Annotated in this window: 15 protein-coding genes and 5 pseudogenes; 11 read left to right on the forward strand and 9 right to left on the reverse strand. The window is 60.2% G+C overall.

Annotation, left to right across the window (positions count from 1 at the left end; translation table 11 throughout):
• Positions 1-143 precede the first annotated feature (143 nt).
• Positions 144-425 carry a hypothetical protein gene (locus EOB59_RS15550; RefSeq protein WP_206622050.1) on the forward strand — a complete coding sequence of 94 codons (282 nt, stop codon included), beginning with the start codon at positions 144-146 and terminating at the stop codon, positions 423-425.
• Positions 426-905: 480 nt separating this feature from the next.
• On the opposite strand, the gene EOB59_RS15555 is transcribed toward EOB59_RS15550, so the two are convergent.
• The 5 genes from EOB59_RS15555 to EOB59_RS15580 form a co-directional block, all read right to left on the reverse strand.
• Positions 906-1,934 (reverse strand): helix-turn-helix domain-containing protein, encoded by a 1,029-nt coding sequence (locus EOB59_RS15555; protein ID WP_164895659.1) that lies wholly within the window; start codon positions 1,932-1,934, stop codon positions 906-908.
• A gap of 655 nt (positions 1,935-2,589) precedes the next feature.
• Complete coding sequence (locus tag EOB59_RS15565; protein WP_128288732.1) at positions 2,590-3,771, reverse strand: acetyl-CoA C-acyltransferase; 1,182 nt, start codon at positions 3,769-3,771, stop codon at positions 2,590-2,592.
• Positions 3,768-5,837, reverse strand: coding sequence for a 3-hydroxyacyl-CoA dehydrogenase NAD-binding domain-containing protein (locus EOB59_RS15570; RefSeq protein ID WP_128288733.1), 2,070 nt, complete (start codon positions 5,835-5,837; stop codon positions 3,768-3,770). Before EOB59_RS15570 ends, EOB59_RS15565 begins: the two co-directional genes overlap by 4 nt.
• A complete protein-coding gene (locus tag EOB59_RS15575; RefSeq protein WP_128288734.1) occupies positions 5,837-6,316 on the reverse strand; it encodes a MaoC family dehydratase in 480 nt (159 codons plus the stop codon). Before EOB59_RS15575 ends, EOB59_RS15570 begins: the two co-directional genes overlap by 1 nt.
• Complete coding sequence (locus EOB59_RS15580) at positions 6,313-7,074, reverse strand: TetR/AcrR family transcriptional regulator (protein WP_164895660.1); 762 nt, start codon at positions 7,072-7,074, stop codon at positions 6,313-6,315. Before EOB59_RS15580 ends, EOB59_RS15575 begins: the two co-directional genes overlap by 4 nt.
• A gap of 121 nt (positions 7,075-7,195) precedes the next feature.
• On the opposite strand from EOB59_RS15580, the gene EOB59_RS15585 reads away from it, so the two are divergent.
• The 8 genes and pseudogenes from EOB59_RS15585 to EOB59_RS35640 form a co-directional block, all read left to right on the forward strand.
• A complete protein-coding gene (locus tag EOB59_RS15585; RefSeq protein ID WP_164895661.1) occupies positions 7,196-8,827 on the forward strand; it encodes a class I adenylate-forming enzyme family protein in 1,632 nt (543 codons plus the stop codon).
• A gap of 186 nt (positions 8,828-9,013) precedes the next feature.
• Positions 9,014-9,481, forward strand: a complete 468-nt coding sequence (locus tag EOB59_RS15590; RefSeq protein WP_164895662.1) for a GNAT family N-acetyltransferase — start codon at positions 9,014-9,016, stop codon at positions 9,479-9,481.
• Complete coding sequence (locus EOB59_RS15595) at positions 9,478-10,530, forward strand: histone deacetylase family protein (protein ID WP_128288738.1); 1,053 nt, start codon at positions 9,478-9,480, stop codon at positions 10,528-10,530. The genes EOB59_RS15590 and EOB59_RS15595 overlap by 4 nt, the downstream gene beginning before the upstream one ends.
• Positions 10,527-12,149 carry an NAD(P)/FAD-dependent oxidoreductase gene (locus EOB59_RS15600; protein ID WP_128288739.1) on the forward strand — a complete coding sequence of 541 codons (1,623 nt, stop codon included), beginning with the start codon at positions 10,527-10,529 and terminating at the stop codon, positions 12,147-12,149. Before EOB59_RS15595 ends, EOB59_RS15600 begins: the two co-directional genes overlap by 4 nt.
• Positions 12,136-13,707, forward strand: a complete 1,572-nt coding sequence (locus EOB59_RS15605; protein ID WP_128288740.1) for an NAD(P)/FAD-dependent oxidoreductase — start codon at positions 12,136-12,138, stop codon at positions 13,705-13,707. Before EOB59_RS15600 ends, EOB59_RS15605 begins: the two co-directional genes overlap by 14 nt.
• Complete coding sequence (locus EOB59_RS15610; RefSeq protein WP_245486644.1) at positions 13,707-14,933, forward strand: aminomethyltransferase family protein; 1,227 nt, start codon at positions 13,707-13,709, stop codon at positions 14,931-14,933. Before EOB59_RS15605 ends, EOB59_RS15610 begins: the two co-directional genes overlap by 1 nt.
• Before the next feature lie 57 nt (positions 14,934-14,990).
• Positions 14,991-15,504 (forward strand): annotated as a pseudogene (locus EOB59_RS15615) (IS481 family transposase); the annotation flags it as partial.
• A 33-nt stretch (positions 15,505-15,537) separates the two neighbouring features.
• Positions 15,538-15,637: pseudogene (locus EOB59_RS35640) on the forward strand (transposase); the annotation flags it as partial.
• 392 nt (positions 15,638-16,029) lie between these two features.
• On the opposite strand, the gene EOB59_RS15625 reads toward EOB59_RS35640, so the two are convergent.
• The 3 genes and pseudogenes from EOB59_RS15625 to EOB59_RS36345 all read right to left on the reverse strand — a co-directional run.
• A complete protein-coding gene (locus EOB59_RS15625; protein ID WP_128288741.1) occupies positions 16,030-17,319 on the reverse strand; it encodes an acetyl-CoA carboxylase biotin carboxylase subunit family protein in 1,290 nt (429 codons plus the stop codon).
• 227 nt (positions 17,320-17,546) lie between these two features.
• Complete coding sequence (locus tag EOB59_RS15630; protein ID WP_128288742.1) at positions 17,547-18,374, reverse strand: IS5 family transposase; 828 nt, start codon at positions 18,372-18,374, stop codon at positions 17,547-17,549.
• A 109-nt stretch (positions 18,375-18,483) separates the two neighbouring features.
• A pseudogene (locus EOB59_RS36345) lies at positions 18,484-18,626 on the reverse strand (IS5/IS1182 family transposase); the annotation flags it as partial.
• Between the two features lie 301 nt (positions 18,627-18,927).
• Here EOB59_RS36345 and EOB59_RS36350 point away from each other — a divergent pair.
• Positions 18,928-19,093 (forward strand): annotated as a pseudogene (locus EOB59_RS36350) (IS110 family transposase); the annotation flags it as partial.
• A gap of 260 nt (positions 19,094-19,353) precedes the next feature.
• Positions 19,354-19,560, forward strand: a pseudogene (locus tag EOB59_RS15640) (ISNCY family transposase); the annotation flags it as partial.
• Between the two features lie 219 nt (positions 19,561-19,779).
• On the opposite strand, the gene EOB59_RS15645 reads toward EOB59_RS15640, so the two are convergent.
• Positions 19,780-20,319, reverse strand: a complete 540-nt coding sequence (locus EOB59_RS15645; protein ID WP_128288743.1) for an SET domain-containing protein-lysine N-methyltransferase — start codon at positions 20,317-20,319, stop codon at positions 19,780-19,782.
• Positions 20,320-20,407 lie beyond the last annotated feature (88 nt).

Here is a 20,407-nt window from a genome sequence, read left to right on the forward strand (position 1 = left end):
GCGCCGAGACGAAAGGGACACGACATGCTTTCACCTATGAAATAATGATGCCTGCGCTGGCTGGCGGAAGGTCGGAGCATCAAGGACTTCGCTCGGCTTGAGGCAAAACGCGTGAGCGAGATCGAAGAAGGCCTGCCGGCGCTATGGTCTCGCTGAAGGTCGCTGCGATCAAGGACGCGCTAAAGGCACTTCGACGTCTGATTGATAGGGACTTGGGCAAAGCATGGGACAGTCCCGATGCATCCATCGACCCACGCAAAAAGGTCATTCGGCTGCTGATCACGGAAATCGTCGTTGAGATTGTCGACGACACATTGGCGCTCGTCATTCATTGGCAGGGTGGCGACCACACTCGGATGATGGTGAAGAAGAACAAGATCGGACTGCGAGGCAGTCGCCGGATTTGTCGATCGCAGCGATGCTGAATCGCTTCGGAAAGCGGACCGGGCATGGCGGGAGCTGGACACGAAGTCGCGTTGGCAGTCTGCGCAACATCCACGACATTCCTGTCTCTCGCGAAGGCGAACGGGCCGAACGACTCTTGATGAGGCTGCCGACTACGCCATCGCAGTCGAGCTTTCATTATTGGCTGAAACTATCGGACGATCATGAAAATCTGTGAAAGAGAGACAAAAGCATATGCTCTTGACGATGACACAGGATCAGATCGGCATTATTGAAAGGCGCCGGCGCAACGGGAATGATGTCAGCAGTCTTATAATGCATTGGGGTACCACACTTCTGAAGATGAAGATGAAAATGAACCCGCAGCGCAAGGTGAAAAAGCGTGAAGACGCTGAAGGGAACCGAACTAATGACATTTAGTTTGCGCCTCGCTCGACGACAGTTCCGTTGTGCACAATTGGGTCTTTTCGGACGATACCTCTGGGCGCCAAGCTAAAACTTCAGCGTTCTATCAGGCGTCTGAAGGCGCATTGTGCGTCAGTCGATGTTCCGCTGGGGTGGTCAACTCTGCGGCAATCAGTCGGAGAAATGCCAAATGCGGTTCTGAAGGCCTTCGAAAAGTGTGATGGAGAAATAAATCCGGTGGCCACGGCAACGTCGATAATCGGCATGGCTGAATACCTTAGAAGTTCTAGCGCCCTTTCCAAACGGAGCCTCAGGTAGAACTTCTGGGGCGACATACCCATTTCTCTTTCAAATAGCCGCTCCACCTGGCGTCTCGAGATGGGAGAAGTTTCAACCAATTCGTTGATACCAATAGGATTCGCCAGATTACTTTCCATGAGATCGACGACCTTCAGGATAGGCGAACCGAGCCGCTCGAGCTTAATGTGCATCGGAGGTTTCTGGCGATCAGTGCTACACCGCAACGATCCGTAGAGCGTCTCGCCCGCCACCCACTCCGCCGTCGTACGACCGAAGTTGGACTCGACGATTCGCAAGATGAGATCGAGAGCAGACATTTCACCCGCGCAAGTGTGAAAGGGACCGTCGATCTCGTAAAGAGTCCGGGCAAACAGCACCCTTGGGAAGCGCTCGACTGCAACCCCGAAATCCCTCCAGTGGACGGCGCACCGGCGGCCACACAAAAAGCCCGCTTCCGCAAGGAGCATCGTGGCGCGACCCACCGCGATGACTTTCGTTCCGCGCGCGAGCCCTTCCCGAATCCAAGCCGTCAACCACTGTCGAACATCAGGCTGGGTGATTTCGGAAACCAGAACGATGAAATTCGCAGGGCGGGCATCGCTGCGCCGGCCCTCGCTCGTCGTGGCCCTGTTGGTCATTACGTGTTGCAAAGCATCAGAGGTAATTACACCGCCTTCACTTGAAACGACATCCCAGGTGTAGGCTTCCGAATCGAGGACTTTGTTGACCGCACTGAGACCAGCTACGATCGCCGAATATGCGAGGGTGGGAAATCCCTCAGCGACGAAGATCTTTAGCTTCTGGTTGGTTGTCCATTTGTCCATTACTGCTCGCTCGAGAAATTTCCAAGGACCCACCTTACGCGGCAACTCGGCTTTGAAGCAGGAAGGACGCATGTGACTGGTATTGCTCGCGTCCGTGTGGACACCGAGGAATGCCCAGCGGGCTGAGCGCTGCCTGTCATGCGAATGACGTAAGCTCTCGATCGAGCATTCTTTTGGCCGACACCTCATGCGCCGCATTTCTGATGTGATCTGGCAGCGAAATTGCCTTACGCTCTGCCAGATCGAAATAGACGGATTTTATCTCGTCCGTCGCTGCCAGATCGTCGTTCGAGTCCAGCATCCTATGGCACGTAGTCAAAGATCTGGTGCCGCATTCGACAACGCTACTCACAACGCAGAAGAGGTCCCCTGACCTGAGCTCCCGCAGAAAGTTCATGTCGTGACGTACATCCGCCCAGCCCTCGTTTCTGGTTACTCGTGCTTCGATGGAATAACCCAGCGACCGAACCAGGTGCCACATCGCTTGGTCGAATGCTGCCACATAATGCTGAACATTCATGTGGCCCATTGCGTCACATTGGAATGGATAGACAACACCTGTGTACGTTCGCATCGACAGACTCCCATAACGCGCTTAGGTGAGGCAACGGGGGTGAGTTGGGGAAATCGAAGTGCGCCGATGTTCTAGAGGGCGCTACGCAGCCTCAAACAGCGCCGCCGCACCCATGCCGCCGCCCACGCACATGGTAACCACCACATGTCTGAAGTTCCTCCGCTTCGCCTCGAGCAAGGCATGTCCTGCCATGCGTGCGCCCGACATTCCATAGGGATGACCAATCGAGATGGCGCCACCGTTGACGTTGAGCCGCTCCGACGGCAGGCCGAGCCTGTCGCGGCAATAGACCGTCTGCACTGCAAAGGCTTCATTGAGCTCCCAGAGATCAATGTCATCGACCGTGAGCCCGTGACGGCTCAATAGCTTCGGCACCGCAAAAACCGGTCCGATCCCCATTTCGGCGGGTTCGCAGCCGGCAACGGCCATGCCCCGGAAGAACCCGAGCGGCTCAAGTCCCCTTCGTTCCGCCGCCCTGCCGTCCATCACCACGCAGGCCGACGCGCCGTCCGACAGCTGGCTGGCGTTGCCTGCGGTTATGCTGCCGTCCGGATTCGAGACGGATTTCAATGCGGCCAGCTGGTCGAGGGTGGTCGTGGGCCTGTTGCCCTCGTCTCTATCAAGCGTGATGTTGACCTCTGCGGTCTCGGCGCGGGTTGTGTCCCTGGTCTTCATCGTGACTTCGATCGGCACGATTTCCTCAGAGAAGCGTCCGCCAGCCTGCGCATCCGCGGTGCGCTTCTGGCTCTCTAATGCATAGAGGTCCTGGGTTTCGCGCGAAACGCCGTAGCGGACCGCGACATTCTCCGCCGTGTCGATCATCCGCATCCAGATATCGGGCTTGTGGATGGAAAGCCATTCCTCCCGTTCGCTTGCAGTATTCATAAACGGTTCGACCAGGCTGATCGATTCGACACCGCCGGCGACCATGATATCCGCCTCGCCCAGCATGACCCGGTGCGACGCGAAGGCGATTGCCTGCAGGCCCGAGCTGCAGAGCCGGTTGACCGTCGCGCCTGAAACGCTGATAGGAAGGCCTGCACGTATCGCTGCAAGCCGCGCGATATTGCGGCCCGTCGCGCCCTCCGGCATGCCACAACCGAGGATCACATCGTCGATGTCCTCGGGTGCCACACCAGCGCGTTCGACGCTGGCACGGATCGCGTGCCCAGCAAGGGTTGCGCCATGCGTAGCGTTAAAGGCACCGCGAAACGCCTTGCCGATCGGCGTGCGCGCGGTAGAAACGATGACCGCTTCCCTCATTTCTGACATCTCCATGTGCTGAGCGCGATGCGCTCGTTCATCGCCCGGCGAAGCAATGTGGCCGGCACGACGCCTGACCTGTCGAAAAGGCGCTCCATCTCGGAAACCAGGTCGGCGAGCCCGAAGCGGTCGGCCCAGAAAAGGGGTCCGCCAAGCTCCTTCGGGAAACCGAAGCCCGACGTCCAGATGACGTCGATGTCACTGCCGCGCTCGACCAACCCCTCTTCCATGATGAGGCAGGCTTCGTTGACAATGGCGTGGAGGCATCGCGCCCGGATCTCCCTCTGCGAAATCGCCCGCCTTGCGATCCCCATTTCGTCAGCCCGCCGCGCGAGCAGTTCCGAGATCTGCGTGTCGGGAAGTGGCTCGCGGCTGCCGTTTTCGTAGCGATACCAGCCGAGGCTGGATTTCTGTCCCAGCCGGCCCAGCGCGACGACGCGCTCCAGCAACGGCGTTTGGCGGCCCGCCTCCCGTGCCAGGGTAGGATTTTCCTGCGCCATTTTCAGCGCCACATCGTTTCCCGAAAGGTCGTAGACGGCGAAGGGTCCCATCGCGAAACCGAATTGATGCAGCGCAGAGTCGACATCCTGAGGCTCGGCGCCTTCCTCCAAAAGCAGCGTCGCCTGGCGCAAGTAGGCGGCGAGCATGCGGTTGGCGGCGAACCCTGGACCGACCTTGACCGTAACGGCCACCTTGCGCAGAAGCTTGGCGATCGCCATGCAGGTGGCGACAACCGCATCGTCGGTGCGTCGGCCGACGACGATTTCTACCAATCGCATCACATTCGCCGGGCTGAAGAAGTGCAAACCGACAACCCGCTCGGGATTGGGAACGTTGTCGGCTATCAGGTCGATGTCGAGGCTCGACGTGTTGCTGGCGAGGATAACGTCGCTGCTGCAGATCCTGCAGAGGTTTGTAAACAGCGCGCATTTCGCGGCCATGTTCTCAACGATGGCTTCGACGACGAAATCGGCCGCCGCCGCGGCTTCCAACTGGTGGGAGAAGGCCAGCCGCTCGTCGAATTGTTGACGAGCTTGCGCACTGAGGCGGCCCCGTCGGACGGATGTCTCGAAATGCTCGTCGAGGAGCTGCTTGGAATGCGCCAAACGCTCCGCATCCTGCTCGACGACAGTGACCCTCAGGCCTGCATCCAGGAATGCAAGGGTTATGCCCCGGCCCATGGCGCCGCCGCCAATGACGGCGACCTGGGACGGAATAGTAGGCTTGGCCGCCTCCGCGGACCTTCCCTGCCGCTCAGCCTTAAACAGGTAGATGAGGCCTTGCGCCGCCGGTGACTGCAGGCAAAGCGCAAAATTATGCGCCTCCCGCTGGAGACCCCGATCGAAATCGAGGGATCGGGCGGCCTCTATCGCATCGGTCGCCTTATTCACCGCGAAGCCGGGCTGGACGCGTCTGGATGGAACGAAATTGCCGACAGGAGTCGCCACGCTTCTATCGCTCGTGCGCGCTTTGGGCCGAGCCGTAGTTTCCCCGGCGATAAACAGTGCCCGCTCCAGGGGGGACTCATCGACTATATCGGCGAGCCCGAGTTGCGCAGCCTGCAGGCCGGTGATGGATTCGCCCGAGGTTATCAGGGCGCATGCATTGTCGATGCCGATCAATCGGGAAAGCCGCTGGGTGCCTCCGGCGCCCGGGATCAGGCCGAGCTTGATCTCCGGCAATCCCAGCGTAGCCGATTGCGCCACGACCCGGAGGTCGCAGGCCATAGCGATCTCCAGGCCGCCGCCCAGACATATCCCCTCGATTGCTGCGATGACGAATTTGCCGCACCGGCCAACCCGTTCAACGAAGGCACGGACGGAAAGCCCCGGCGGCACCTTATCCACATCGAGCATCTCAATATCCGCGCCGGCGCTGAAGTGCTTGCCGACGCCGACAATGACAATAGAATGCACCTTCGGATCTCGTTCCAACCGGTCGAGTTCGGCCGCCAGGCGCGCTATGACGGGCGTGGCAAGGACATTCAACGGAGGAGCTTCGATCAGCAGCAAGCCGACGCCCGGCATGACGGATGCAGCGCGAACTTCCTTGACGCGCGGCGGCATCAGATCTTCTTGAACCACAACGTCCTCCAGTCGCAGACCATCGCCGGCTTTTCCGAGCCTTCGAGTTCCACAGTATTTCGCGTGGTGAGCAGTTTGCTGCCGTCCCCTCGCGGCTCGACCGACAACAGGCTGGTCAGCAGGCGAATGCGCGAGCCGACGGGCACCGGCTGGGTGAACCGCACCCGGTCGAGACCGTAATTCAGGGCTAGGTCGAGGCTCGGATCGGCGACACCCATCTTGTGCCAGAACTGAGTGAGTAGCGACAGGACGAGGAAACCCTGGACGATCGTGCCCTTGTAGACCGTCTCGCTCGCGCGCTTGGGATCGATGTGCATCCAGTCGTCATCGAGGGTCGCCTTCGCGAATGTATCGACCTGCTTCTGATCGATCTCGAGCCATTTCGATGCGCCGATGCTCTTGCCGACGAAAGAATCGGCGCTCTCGAATGAGAAAGGCACGGTCTCCTGGTGAACGGTCATTTCTGTTCTCCGCGTTTCTGATGTGCCCGGTTTTCGTCGACCCCCGCGAGTTCCTCGACATTGAACATGTGGTTGGCGGCGAGGAGATTGTCTGCGAAACGAAGCCGTTCCGCTGGCGGATCCTGCGCGTAGACGGCGCGATACCAGAGCACCGACAGGACTTCGGCCGCGTGATCGTTCGAGGCGACCAAGGCCACGAGCCGGGGATCCTTGACCACGTAGATCAACCGCAACAGTTCATCGACCATGGCGGCCAGCCCGTAGCCGACCAGTTGCAGAAGCTCGCGTTCGATCTTCTTGTTCTGGCGACGCGTCATGCCGTCGGCGAATATTCGGGAGAACCGGTGGTTGGTGTCGTTCCACAGCGCCTGGAAGTCGCTGTCGATATCGCAGAGCTGCTGCAGGCAGCGGAGCAGTCCTGCATTGGAGCTGTAGACCCGCACATATTGCGTGATCTTGGCCAGCACCGTGGAGAACGGATCGGAACCGCCGATGGCCAGTCGGTTCTGGTCGTCAAGGAACGTAACCAGCTCGGTCATTAGTTCGACCGTGATGGCCTTCTTGTCCAGGAAGTACGTGTAGAAGGTCCCGACCGCCACATCCGCGCCGCGCGCGATGTCGGGAATGCGGGCGTCCAAATAGCCGATCTGCTCCAGGACGTCGATCGCACCGAGCTTTAGCCGGAGGCGTGTCCTGTCGCCTTTGGGAGCGCTGGCTGCCTCCTCGACGAGTTTGGCGACATGATCTCTAAAACGCAAAAGGCACCTCTTGTGGTTGGACCGCAGGAACCGTTGCTTCGCGGGCCCCTTGACAGCTGCTGGCAAAGACGAATAATTGAAAATGAATTCAACGTCAATTCCTAAGGACGATCTTAACGCCATGTTTCGAGTAAGCATCCCACAGCCGAATGCCGGGCCGGAGGCTCTGCGCCGCCGCGTGGAAGCGGCTCTATTGCCGAACAACCTCTTTGAGCTGCTCGAGACCTGCGCGTCGGATTCCGCCGACAGGATCGCGATGGATTTCTTCGAAGACGGTCGGCAGATCACCTATGGCGACTTTGCGGCGGATGCGAGTAAGGCGGCGCAGGGACTGAAGGGGCTAGGGGTCCGCAAGGCGAGCAGGGTCGCACTGATGACGCCCAATATCCTCGAAAACCTCGTCGCCTGGTTCGCCTTGCTCAAGCTCGGTGCCGTCACCGTGCCGATCAACCCCAACTCCACTACGCGCGAAATCGATTTCATGCTGGGCGATTCAGGTGCCGATATCCTGATCACGGTCGAGGACCTGCACGAGAAGCTGCTGGCGTGCGAATCCATGCCGAAACTCCGGGCTACGGTGACGATCGGCGCAGGCGCCCTGCCCGGCGGAGTGAGCTGGTCCGAACTACTGGTATCGGACACCGCTACCGGAATTGCCGACGAACCCGTGCAGACAGGCGATCTCGCCAATATCCAGTACACGTCGGGGACGACAGGCTTTCCGAAGGGCTGCCTGCTGACGCATGAATATTGGCTGAAGCTCGGCTGGGTTGTCGCCGAGGAAATCGAGACCTCGCTCGACAAGCTCCTGGTTCCACAACCGCTTTTCTACATGGAGCCTTTGTACGTCCTAATCATGTCCATGTTCAACCGCGCAACCTTCTGCTGCGCCCGGCGCATCAGCTCGACACGGCTGCTCGACTGGATCAAGACCCTCGGCATCAACTACTGCAATTTCCCGGAACTCGTGCTGCGGCAGCCGCAAAAGGCCGACGATCGCGAGAACGAGCTTAGACTCGTCCACGGCTTCGGCATCAATCCCGCCCGCCGCCAGGAAATCGAGGACCGGTTCGGCACCATCGCGCGGGAGGCCTATGGCACGACGGAGCTGGGCGCCGTGCTTTATGTGCCGCGTGCCGCGACCGAAAAGGCGAAGAGTGCCACCTGCGGCATTCCCGCTCCGTTTCGCGAAGTGAAGATCCTGCGTCCCGACAACCAGCCGGCTGCCGCCGGCGAACTCGGCGAGCTCTGGGTTCGCGGACCTGGCATCTCGCTCGGCTACAACAACCGGCCGGACGCAACCAAACGCGCGCATGTCGATGGCTGGTTCCGGACCGGCGACCTCTTCACCATGGACCAGGAGGGCTGGTACAGGTTCGAGGGTCGTCTCAACGACGTCATTCGCCGAAGCAGCGAGTTCATTTCGGCCTATGAGGTCGAGCATGTGATTTCGAAGCTCGAAGCGGTACGCCAGGTCGCAGTCGTCAGCGTTGCCGACGACCGGCGCGGAGAAGAAGTCAGGGCCTGCATCGTCCTCGGCGACGAAGCCGCCCCCGACGCGCTGCCGCCCGCGACGATCGCCGCGCACTGCGTCACCGCGCTGGCCCCCTTCAAGGTGCCGCGCTTCATCACCTACCTGCCAACGCTTCCGATGACAGCGAATGGCGATAAGGTCGACAAGCCCCGCTTGCAGCAGGTCATCTTGTCGACGAATCCGGCCACCTTCGATCGCGAGACCTCGCAATGGTCATGAAACGCGCCATCGACGGCAGCGCCCGCACTGCCGTTCCCAGCCTTCGCCGTAGTGGTCGCGCTGCTCGTGTGCCTACTGGCCTTCGTCCTGGCCTATTCATTCTGGATCTGGCCCAGCGCCGGCCCCGAGATCCCCGCTTTGGATTGCATGCATCCGCATGTTGTCTCGTGCCGGAGGAATAGCGCCATGACTTCATCGACTCTGGCCCTGGTTGAGGTCGACGCCCACAACTGGGAAGCCTGTGCCTGGCTCAAGGTTCAGGAGCGCCAGACGGCTTTCGTGTTCACGGCCGCCTTCTCGCTCGCCCAATGCGCCTACGTGCCGGAGCTCCTGCCCTTCGCCGTCGAGGTCGACCAGCGCGTAGTCGGCCATATCGTCCTCAAGCCGGACGACAAATCGAGCTGGATCCACCGTGTCATCATCGGGGCGGAGCACCAGGGCCACGGCTATGGACGAGCCGCCGTCGAAGCTGCGATCGCTCTTCTCGTCGAGACGACCGCCTGCCGCGAGATCATGCTGGCGGTCACGCCGGGAAACGAAATGGCCACACGCCTCTATCATTCGCTCGGTTTCGTCGCGACGGGAGAATTCAAGGACGGCGATGCCGTCTATTGCCTCGCGCTCAACCGCAAGGCCTCACAGGCAATTTCATGAAGACCGTCTATTCCGACAAACATCGGCTGCACCAGCCGCGCCACTTTCTGAACAGCCGCTTCGATGTCCCGAATCCGGAAGTGCCCGAACGCGCCGATATCCTGCTCAAGGCGGCCAGAGCTGCGGGTTGTGAAGTCGTCCCGCCGAAGGATTACGGCCCCGGCGCGCGGGAGGCTGTCCACGACGCCGACTATTTAAAATTTCTCGAGACCAGTTGGGACAGGTGGCAATATGTGGATCCCAACGCGGTCGAGATCATCCCGAATGTGCATGCGGTCGGGCGCGGGCGCGGCGCCTATCCGCAGGCGGTTGAAGGCCAAGCGGGCTTTCACCTGACCAATGCCGCCTGCCCGATCTCGGCGCATACATTCGAGGCGGCCGGCGAGAGCGCCAATGTCGCAGCCACTGCGGCCCATCTCGTTCTCGAAGGCGAGCGGTATGTCTATGCCCTTTGCCGGCCGCCGGGGCACCACGCATCGAGCAATACCGCATCTGGATTCTGCTACCTTAACAATTCGGCGATTGCAGCCGCGATCCTTCGAAGCCGATACGATCGCGTCGCCATCCTAGATATCGACCTGCATCACGGGGACGGCACGCAGGAGATCTTCTATGAGCGCGGCGATGTTATGACGATCTCCATCCATGCCGATCCGCAGCGCTTCTATCCTTTCTTTTCGGGCTATGCGTCCGAAGTCGGCCATGGCGAGGGAGAAGGCGCCAACATCAATATTCCGCTCGAACGCGGCTCGGGCGACGACGCATTCCTGCGCGCGCTCGAGATCGCGATAGGCGTAATCGATCGCTTCTCGGCATCCGCCCTGATTTTGGCCATGGGCCTCGATGCGTCGGAAGAAGACCCGTTCGGCGGGCTGAAGGTTACCGGCGGCGGATTTTCCCGGATCGGCGAGATGGTCGGCAGGGCCGGCCTGCCCACCGTGCTCGTCCAGGAGGGAGGCTATGTCTACCCCTCGCTGGGAGCAAATCTGATCCGTCTGCTGCACGGATTCGAAAAGACACAGGCCGCTCTGGGAGTGAGGGCAATATGAGCAAGAGTTATGATGCAATCATCGTGGGAGCCGGTCACAACGGCCTCGTTAACGCGTGTTATCTCGCCAAGGCGGGGTTATCGGTTCTCGTCATCGAGAAGAACGACTGGGTCGGGGGCGCGGCTACAAGCCGTTCGCATTATCCGGGGTTTGTCTATTCCAACTGCTCCTATGTGTGCAGCCTGCTACGCCCGGAAATCATTCGCGACCTCAACCTGCCGCGTCACGGCCTGCAGATCCTTCCTTTCGAAGGCGGTGCGGTCCTGACCCAGGACGGCGACGCGCTCGCGAGCTACCGGAACCACGACGCGCATCGGCGCGAACTCGAACGCTTTTCGCTGAAGGACGCCGAGGCCTACGAACGCTATGCGGCCGACTTGATCCGCCAGTGCCGTTTCATCCAGCCGATGCTGATGCGCACGCCGCCAGACCCGACTTCGTTCCGCCCGCGCGACGTTTCCGAACTGCTCTATATCGGCAAGAAGTTGCACGACCTGACCGAACGCGAAATGTGCGACATGATGCGTTTCTGGACCATGTCGATCTCGGATTTCCTCGACGAATATTTCGAGACGGAAGTGCTGAAGGCGAAGCTGTCGATTTCAGGCATCATCGGCACGGCGCTGGGGCCGATGTCACCTGGAACGGCCTATGTCCTGCTCCATCACTACATGGGCGAAGTCGACGGCACGATCGGTGCCTGGGGCTATGCCCGGGGCGGCATGGGCGCGATCACGCGGGCGCTGGCGCAATCGCTCCAGTCCTATGGCGGCGAGATCCGGCTGAACGCCGGCCTCGACAAGTTCCTGGTGCGCGGCGGCCGCGCGGTCGGCGTGGTTCTGGAAAACGGCGAGGAGGTCCGGTCCCGGATCGTCGTCTCGAACATGGACGCCAAGCGGACCTTCCTCAAGCATGTCGACGAGAAGGAACTGCCGGACACGTTCCTGAAGAAGGTGCGCAACTACAAGATCCGCGGCTCGTCGGGCAAGCTCAACATCGCGCTTGACGGCCTGCCGACATTCCGCGCCCTGCCGAAGGGATCGCCCTGCATCAAGGGCGACCTGCATTTCACCGATACGGTCGAACGCATGGAGCAGGCCTATGACGACTGGAAGGCCGGCAAATGGTCGGCCGATCCCTTCATCGACCTGGTGATTCCCACCACCGTCGATCCGACAATGGCGCCGCCGGGAAAGCATTTCATGAGCTGCTTCGTGCAATATTGCCCGCCCAAGGTCGAGGGCCGGGACTGGACCGACGCCGATCGCGACGCCTTCGCCGAGACCGTGGTCAGCCAGATTGCCGACTATTCCGACGATTTCCGCTCGAAGATCCTGCATATGGAGGTTCGCACCCCGCGCGAGATCGAGGCCGAGGTCGGCCTGACCGAAGGCAACATCTTCCAGGGCGAACTGACCTTCGACCAGATTCTCTTCAATCGCCCGATCCCCGGCTATGCCCAGTACAGGGCGCCGATCTCCGGCCTCTATATGTGCGGATCGTCGACCCATCCCGGCGGCGGCGTCATGGGCGCCCCCGGCCGCAATGCGGCGAAAGAAATTCTCATCGACCTGAAGCGGAACACAACTGTGGTGAGCGATGCCTATGCGATCCTTTGATATCATCGTAATCGGCGCCGGCCACAACAGCCTCGCATGCGCCGCCCTGCTGGCCAAGTCGAAGCACCGGGTCCTGGTGCTCGAGGCCGGCCCCGAGATCGGCGGCGCGGCGCGAACGGCGGAGTTCGCGCCGGGCTACAAGGTCTCCCCGGTCGCGCATATCGTCAACCAGATCGACCCCGCCGTCATCGCCGCGCTCGATCTAGGACGTCATGGCCTGGAGCTTTCCCCGGCCATACTGCCGACCACACTCCTCTCGCCGGACGGCCGCAATCTGGTGATGCGGGGCGGCTTCGGCGATACGATTGACGGCGACTTGTCGAAGGCCGATCTCGCCGCATGGCGGAAGCTGCGCGCCAAGCTTCTCAAGCTGGCCGACACGCTCGGACGCATGCTGTCCGAAACGCCGCCACGCCTGAAGAACGGTGAACTCGCGGACTGGATTACGCTCGGAAAACTGGGGCTTTCGATCCGACGGCTGGGTCGCGAGAGCATGCGCGAACTGCTGCGCATGATCTTGATGAATATCGCCGACGTGCTCGAAGAAGAGATCGAGGACGATCGCTTGAAAGGCGCGCTCGCCTTCGACGCGGTGCTGGGCAACCATTTCGGGCCCCGCTCGCCGAACACGCTCCTGACGCTGCTCTATCGTCTCGCCGGCCAGGTAGGGGGCGTCCAGGGCGCCGTCGCGCTTCCCAAGGGTGGAATGGGAGCGGTCGCCAAGGCTTTTCATGCGGCCGCCACAGCCGCCGGCGTCACGGTTGAGACCAATGTCAAGGTCCACAAGATCCTGATCGAGGACCACCGTGTCGCCGGCGTGCTGACGGGCTCCGGCGAGAAGATCGCCGCGAAACTCGTAGTATCAGGCACCGATCCCCGTCAGACCCTGCTCGACCTCGTCGGTCCGAGACATCTCGACACCGAGTTCGTCCGCCGCGTCCGGAATTTCCGCGCGAGAGGCAATGTGGCGCGCGTCCACATCGCGCTGAACGGCATGCCGCGCTTCAACGGCGTGGACGGCAAGGGCATGGCCGGCCGGTTTCTTGTCGCTCCGGGCATCAACGCGCTCGAAAAGGCTTTCGATGCCTCCAAATACGGCCGCTTCTCGCCCAATCCGGCGCTGGAGATCGTCGTCCCGACCGTGACCGATCAGAGCTTTGCTCCGGCGGGGCATCACGTCCTGTCCATCAACGCCATCTATGCGCCCTATGCCTTGAAGGGCGGATGGAATGAGGAGCAGCGTGCTGGCTTCCTGGAAAGCGTTCTCGCGACGCTGGATACCGTTTCCGCCGGCCTGCGCCGGCAGATCGTCAGCACCGAAGTCCTTACCCCGGCGGATCTCGAGGCTCGCTACTGCCTGCCGGGCGGTCACTGGCATCACGGCGAACTCGCGGTGGACCAGATGTTCATGCTCCGGCCGGTACCCGAGACGGCGCAATACGAGACTCCGCTGAAGGGCCTGTGGCTCTGCGGCGCCGGCAGCCATCCCGGCGGCGGGATCAGGGGCCTCGCCGGCCTCAATGCAGCAAAGCGAATCCTCAAACAGAGGGCCGCGTGATGACAAGCGCTGATCAGATGCACAAATCCTTTCCTCGCGACCATTTCCGCAAGCCGTTGCAGGAGACCCCGTTCTACCCGCGCATCTCCGAACTCTCGACGACGCATGATTGGCACGGCTGGGCCGGCTATCTAGCCGCCGGCGTGATCGCCAATGAATCGACGGAGTATTTCTCGATCCGCAATTCGACATCGGTCTTCGACATCACGCCGATGGTGAAATACAGGATCACCGGTCCCGACGCGGCCGCCCTGCTCGATAAGATGACCCTGCGCGACATCACGAAACTCGCACCGGGACGGGTGCAATATACCGCTTGGTGCAACGACGACGGCAAGGTGATCGACGACGGGACCTTATTCCGCCGCAGCGCCGACGAATTCATTCTGTTCTGCCAGGAGCGGCATTTCGCTTGGCTTTGCGACAGCGCGGTCGGCTTCGACGTTTCGATCGGCGATGTCAGCGAGGATTTTGCCGGCCTTTCCGTCCAGGGACCGACATCCTGCACCGTCCTAAAGGAGGCTGGCTTTACCGGCATCGAGACATTGAAGCCTTTCGGCATCCGCGATTTTGTGATCGACGAAGCAGCCATTATGGTATCGCGCACGGGCTTCACCGGCGACCTTGGCTATGAACTGGTCCTGTCGCCGGACAATGCGCTTGGCCTCTGGGACAGGTTATTCGATGCCGGCGCGCTCTACGGCATCACATCCATCGGCAGCAACGCCCTTAACCTCGCGCGGCTCGAAGCCGGATTCATCGCGACGAATTCGGATTTCGTCAGCGCCGCCACGGCTATCCGGGCCGAACGGAGGCGCTCACCCTTTGAAATCGGGCTCGGGTGGATGATCGCCTTCGACAAGGCCGCGCATTTTACCGGCCGGAAAGCTCTCCTGCGCGAACGTGACAGCGGCAGCTCGCGCTATGCCCTCGTTGGTCTCGATACTGAGGGCAACGTCCCCGCCGTCGATTCCCTCGTCTACCTGAACGGCAACAAGGAAATCGGCCATGTCACGGCTGCGGCTTGGTCTCCCACCGCCAAGCGCAATATCGCGATCGCCTCGCTCCAGAGCAAGTATGTCGGCAAGGACAACGATAATCTGTGGGTCGAGATCTACACGCTTCGCGAACTGGGATGGCGCAAGCTCAAGGTCCGGACCGCGATTGTCGAGCGGCCCTTCTTCACCCACAAGCGTCGTTCGGCGACCCCACCCGCCGCCTTCTAGCTGTTTGATCCAAGGCTTTGACGGTTCATCATTGTCGTCCGAATCAAAGGATGCACTATGGGCCAGGTTCTGCATGGGAGCGCCACAACGACAGAGGCGATCCCGTCGAGCGATACAACATAGTGAAGCGAGCCTGAGGTCGCTTTCGAAGCGCTATGGCATCAACCCCAAGACGGTAGCGAAATGGAAGAAGCGGAGTTCGACCGCCGATCTGCCCGCCGGCCCCAGGGAGCCGAGATCGACGGTTCTGTCTGCCGGAGAAGAGGCCGTTATTGTGGCCTTCCGCCGCTACACGCTGCTGCCGCTCGACGATTGCCTCTACGCGTTGCAGCCGACGATCCCGCATCTGACGCGCTCTTCATTGCACCGCTGTCTGCAGCGCCACGGCATCGGCCGATTGCCGGATGTCGAGGGCGACAAGCCGGCGAAGAAGAAGTTCAAGGCCTATCCGATCGGCTTCTTCCACATTGATATCGCGGAGTTCCGAACCGAACAGGGCAAGTTACACATGTTCGTCGCCATCGACCGGACGACCTCGAAGTTCGCCTTCGTCGAACTGCACGAGAAGGCTCCGACAGCCATTTCCAAAGAGTTTCTGCTGCGGCGCGAGCGGGATTGGGAGATGCGAGCGGGGAACCGTCGAACTTCGCGTTCCCAAGCTCAGGAAGGGCTCCTACTTCCCGAGCTTCCTCGAACCGCGCCGCATGCCGAGAAGGCGCTCGCCGCCCCAGGAAGCCCTGTTCGAAGGCAGCACGGCTGCCCTCCTGCTATAGAAGCTGCTCGAGAAGATCATTCGGTATCCAGCAGGTTCTTTGCGTCGGTTATAGTGGGAATGCTTATTACCCATTAAGCCCGCCCGCACACGGAATTCCCGACAATCTCGATGCTGCATGAGCTCGCCAGATTTTGGGACCTGCCGCGCATCACTATATCGGCCTGCGGCATGTGAATGGCCGCACCTGAGACAGGCATGACACAAGTCCGCACTTGATCACACGTCCAAAGTTCAATCTCTCCTTGCAATACGGCTGGCATCCAAGTTTAACATTCCTCGCGCGTATGAGCGCCGGATAACGCTTAACCTGCCTTCGCGCTGTTAGCTGGAGTTCGCAACGGAACCGTTCGGACGCGATGAAAGTCCTTGCTCCGCGGATTGTTCCTCGCCGCCGTCGGTCGGAAATGGTGTGATTGACCAATCGATTAAGTCAACGGCAGTCTGAAGTATTGCCTCAGTCCCAGCAAGTGTGGGTGAAACGGCGATGATGGATCCGATACAGTCGCCCCAATCGCCTTTCCTGACGATCGGCGTCTTAGGTTCAATCTCCAATTTCACCTCTACGACACCTGGTACTGCAGCTGCCCGGGTGTCGCCATTGATCCAATCGAAGATGCCGTCCCGATCAGGAATCAGGCGCCGCGCGACCGCGGTGTGCGAATTCGTTCTGCGTAAATTCCATTGGTCGCCGATGACAAGCTTGATGTGCTCGGTGAAGAGATCGATACCGTATGCCAGTTGAACCAGCCGAGGATTGGGCCCACCCGGAAGGCGTGGATTGACCTCGATGACGACTGGACCACGCTTTGTCCAGCGGAATTCGATGTTCGTTGGCCCCCAGCCAAGGCCGAGAGCTCGCAAACAGCTCCGCGAAACATCGGCGATTCTTTGATACTCCTCATCAGTTAGCGGGGCCGGAAAGGTCAACTGACGAAAAACGAAATGCGGTGGGCGATCGAAGTCAACTGTCTCAACCCCGACGACTTCAGTTCCCATGATGTCAGCGCTATAGAATGGGCCATTTGCAAATTCTTCGACCATTACCCTCGGCGAGGACCGCCATATGTGCTTCCCACCAAAGAGATAGGTCGTATGTTCGGCCACCTCATCGGCGTTGCGGCACAATTTGACACCGCTGCTGCAGCTGCCCACAGCTGGCTTAAGAACTACCGGCAACCCAATCTCCGCGGCAGAGCTTCCTATGTCCGTCGCATCCGCAGCCAAGCGGTAAGCAGGCACCGGAACGCCGGCCTCCGCGAGGAGCTGACGTTGGACGAATTTGTCGCAGCATCTTTCAATGGATGCGGGGTTCGGTCCCGGCAGATCGAAATATTGGCAGAGCTTGCCAACTGTGGCATAGAACGAGTCCCCGGCGCACGTAATGCCAACAATGTCATACGTCCCATTTAGCCGGGAACATTCGCAGATCAGCGCATCGAGATTGTCTGTATCTACCCGGATCGCCTCAATGCTTTCAGTTGCAATATAGCCGTACCGACCTGGATCCGCTGACAGCATAATTGGATGAAGACTAAGACGTCGGGCCGCTCGAACATATAGTAGAGTTTCATTAACGAGGCCGTCAAGCAGGATGATCGCTCTTGTTGCCATTGGATTTTATCTCCATTGCATGTTGTGCGACGGCCTAGAATAAGTTGGCGTCAGCTTTTCGAGCCGCGCCCCGGCCTCACACGTTGTGGGGAAGGTAGCATTATTAGCAATTTGCGGTCGCAAAGATTCTATGAAGTTTATTTGAAGGATGCGTTGCTACGAGCGGTGTTCCACGTTTGGCATCAGCTGGCGTTTTGGCGCCGCCCCGTAAGAGTCCGTTTGGAAATTCACGGATGAGCGGTTCTTCGTAGGAGGTTGCCGCCCATGGCGACGAGGATCATGGCGTGAGAGACATCGATGCGCTGCTCGTAGTCGCGCACGAGGCGTCGCCATCGGGTCATCCAGCCGAAGGTGCGCTCGACGACCCAGCGGCGGGGCAGAACCTGGAAGCCCTTCTGGTCGTCGGATCGGCGGATGATGTCGATGACGAAGTCGAGATAGGCGGCCTTGTCCATGAGCTTGAGCCGATCGTAGGCGCCGTCGGCGAACAGATGCTTCACCCAAGGCCAGCGCTTGCGGATGCCGTCGAGAACGGCCTGCGCGCCAGCGCTGTCGGAGATGTCGGCTGGCGTCAGGTTGACCATCAGGAGCCGCCCGTCGGTATCGACTGCAATGTGGCGCTTGCGGCCGACGATCTTCTTGCCGGCGTCATAGCCTCTTTGCACGCCAGGGGCTGAAGCCTTCACCGACTGGCTGTCGATCACCCCCGCCGTGGGACTGGCCTCGCGCCCAGCCCGCTCGCGATCCAGCATCAGCATCACGTCGTGGATGGTCTGGAACAGAAAGCGCCGCGCCAGTTCACGGAACCAGCCATAGACCGTCTGCCAAGGCCCGAAGTGGATCGGCAGCATCCGCCAGCCGCAACCGGAGCGGACCAGGTAGCGCACGGCGTTGATCACCTCCCGGAAATCAACCTCGCGCGGACGGCCCCGACGCCCGGGCTTGGGCATCAGCGGGGCGATCTGGTCCCATTCCTCGTCCGTCAAATCAGACGGGTAACGCTTGGTCTTCTTGGCGATCTGGGCCATCCGCCCACGGCTCTGTTTGGTCCACATCCACAGCTTGAACACAAATCGCCTGACCGCAAAACCCCAACCCTCGATTTTCCAAACGGCCTCTAAGAGTGCAATTTGTGGGTGATCATACGGTTTGGCTGCAGACGTTGCTCATTGCCTCGATGTGCCACACCGCGAGCCCTCCCCAGCTGACATCGGCGCGGATCAGGGAGGCGTTGACATGAACAACCTCGCCCTTGGCTATCTTTGCGTCGATGCAAGCCCTGTTCGCTCGAACATCCGGCGAGTGCGAAGCCTGCAAGCATCAGTCGACCGGCGATCGTGCATAGATCTCACGGGCCGATAAAAGCGCCCCGGTCGCGATAAACCTGCCGCCAAATCCCATCATAGGGCGGCTGGGCGCGCGGCATCCTGTCCGAGGCGCGGGTCCTGCGCATCGCTCAGCTGCACCGCATCGGCTGCCGTGGGGCTTTTCCTCCTGACACGAATGCGCAAACCGTCGTGTTGCGGTCCTTTTACGTCAGTAGCCTGATCGCGATCAAAGCAATGGGAGAGTTTGCCACGTCTGAAATCAACTGCCGCACGTTGCCTTTTCGGGCTGACCTCGCGGCTGGCAGCCGGGCTCTTCGATCGACGTTGACGGTCGCATCTCGAAGGCTGACGAAGCGGACGTGCGGCGCGCGCTCTACGAAGAGGCGTCAGGTTTGATGACGCGCTGCAAGGGCAGGGACAAGGTCAAGAGCTGGGGCCAGGAGATCGAAACGCTCCTGCCACCGCAGCTTCAAGGCCAAGCAAGAGCATCTCTCCATCAACGCGCAGTCCTGCGTAATGCAGCGCCGCGCCGGGACTGTCTGCGGGGGATACGCCTTGGTCTAGCCTAGTGCGCGTCCATAAACGGCAAGCTGCTGATATTATTGAATGAATCCTGATTTTTGGTAGGCAAGGCCCGGCGGGTTCAGATACACTTCGAGATCAAGCCACTGATTCCAAAGCGTTTCTGCCACCGCCGGAGCCGACAATGCGCCAAGAACGCACCGTCCAATCCAGTGTATTTGATCTTTTCGCCGGACACGAGATCGGCTGTGAATTGAAAGCCATGTCGCAATGGCTGGACGAGCATCGCGAGCTTTTGAGCCTGGTGACGCGGGACCTGCGCCGGCACGATCTCAAGGAGACCGGCCGCGAGGGCCTGCCGGCGGAGGCTGTGCTGCGCTGCGCGCTGCTCAGTCATCGGGCTGCGTTCAGGAGCACGCCGGCGAGCGCCGGCCGATACCCCATGACCCCATTGCCGCCAGATCGACCCCCGGCCGCAACCTCCATGCCCTTGTACCATCACGCGTCCCCAAAACATCGCTTCAGCAGGCCAAAGACCACTGAAAACTCCGGGAAAACAGCCGTTTATGGACGCGCACTAGCCTAGGAACCGATAAAGGGGAAAACACCCTTATCGTCTTCGGCGGTTGCCCACCTTCTCATTAAGATACGGTGCGTACAGTCCGGATACGACCATCGGATGGTCGTGAGGCAACGTGGCGAAACCTCCAGCTGCACCTCGGCAGTTTTCCGCCTCACAGAGACAGACTGATACCCCGAGGCACGAGAACTCTGAGGTCGCATAGTCCCATGTCACTTCGACATCAGTGAATATTTCACGGATCGCCACGAAGTCGTAGGCTCCAAATCGATTAGGAACAACTGCCAAATTGGGGTCGCAAGAATGGTTGATAATGACAGCTGGTTGCTCAAAGAGAGCATGGACATCCCGCTCCAGTTGAATGGAGTCTGTCGTTCGAGCCGTCTCCAGACGGGCAATCAGCCCAATGACAACGACCTCGCCCGGCATGAAGTCGCGAGCCGAGAACACGCCGCGCCCTTTATCTTCACTTACGTCGCGGACTTTTACATTATGGTCATTGAGTCGCCTTGCGCAGCCAACGTCGTCTAGTATGATAGAAGTGGTTTTTTTAATTTGTGGTCTCGGCATGCCAAAACTCCTTTCATGAACATGGGTCGGTTCTGCCGAGGTGCCATATTTCTGTTGAAACGGCCTCGACAAGATGGTGTTTACAAAG

The sequence above is a fragment of the Mesorhizobium sp. M7A.F.Ca.MR.176.00.0.0 genome, from assembly GCF_004023165.1.
Lineage (GTDB): Bacteria > Pseudomonadota > Alphaproteobacteria > Rhizobiales > Rhizobiaceae > Mesorhizobium.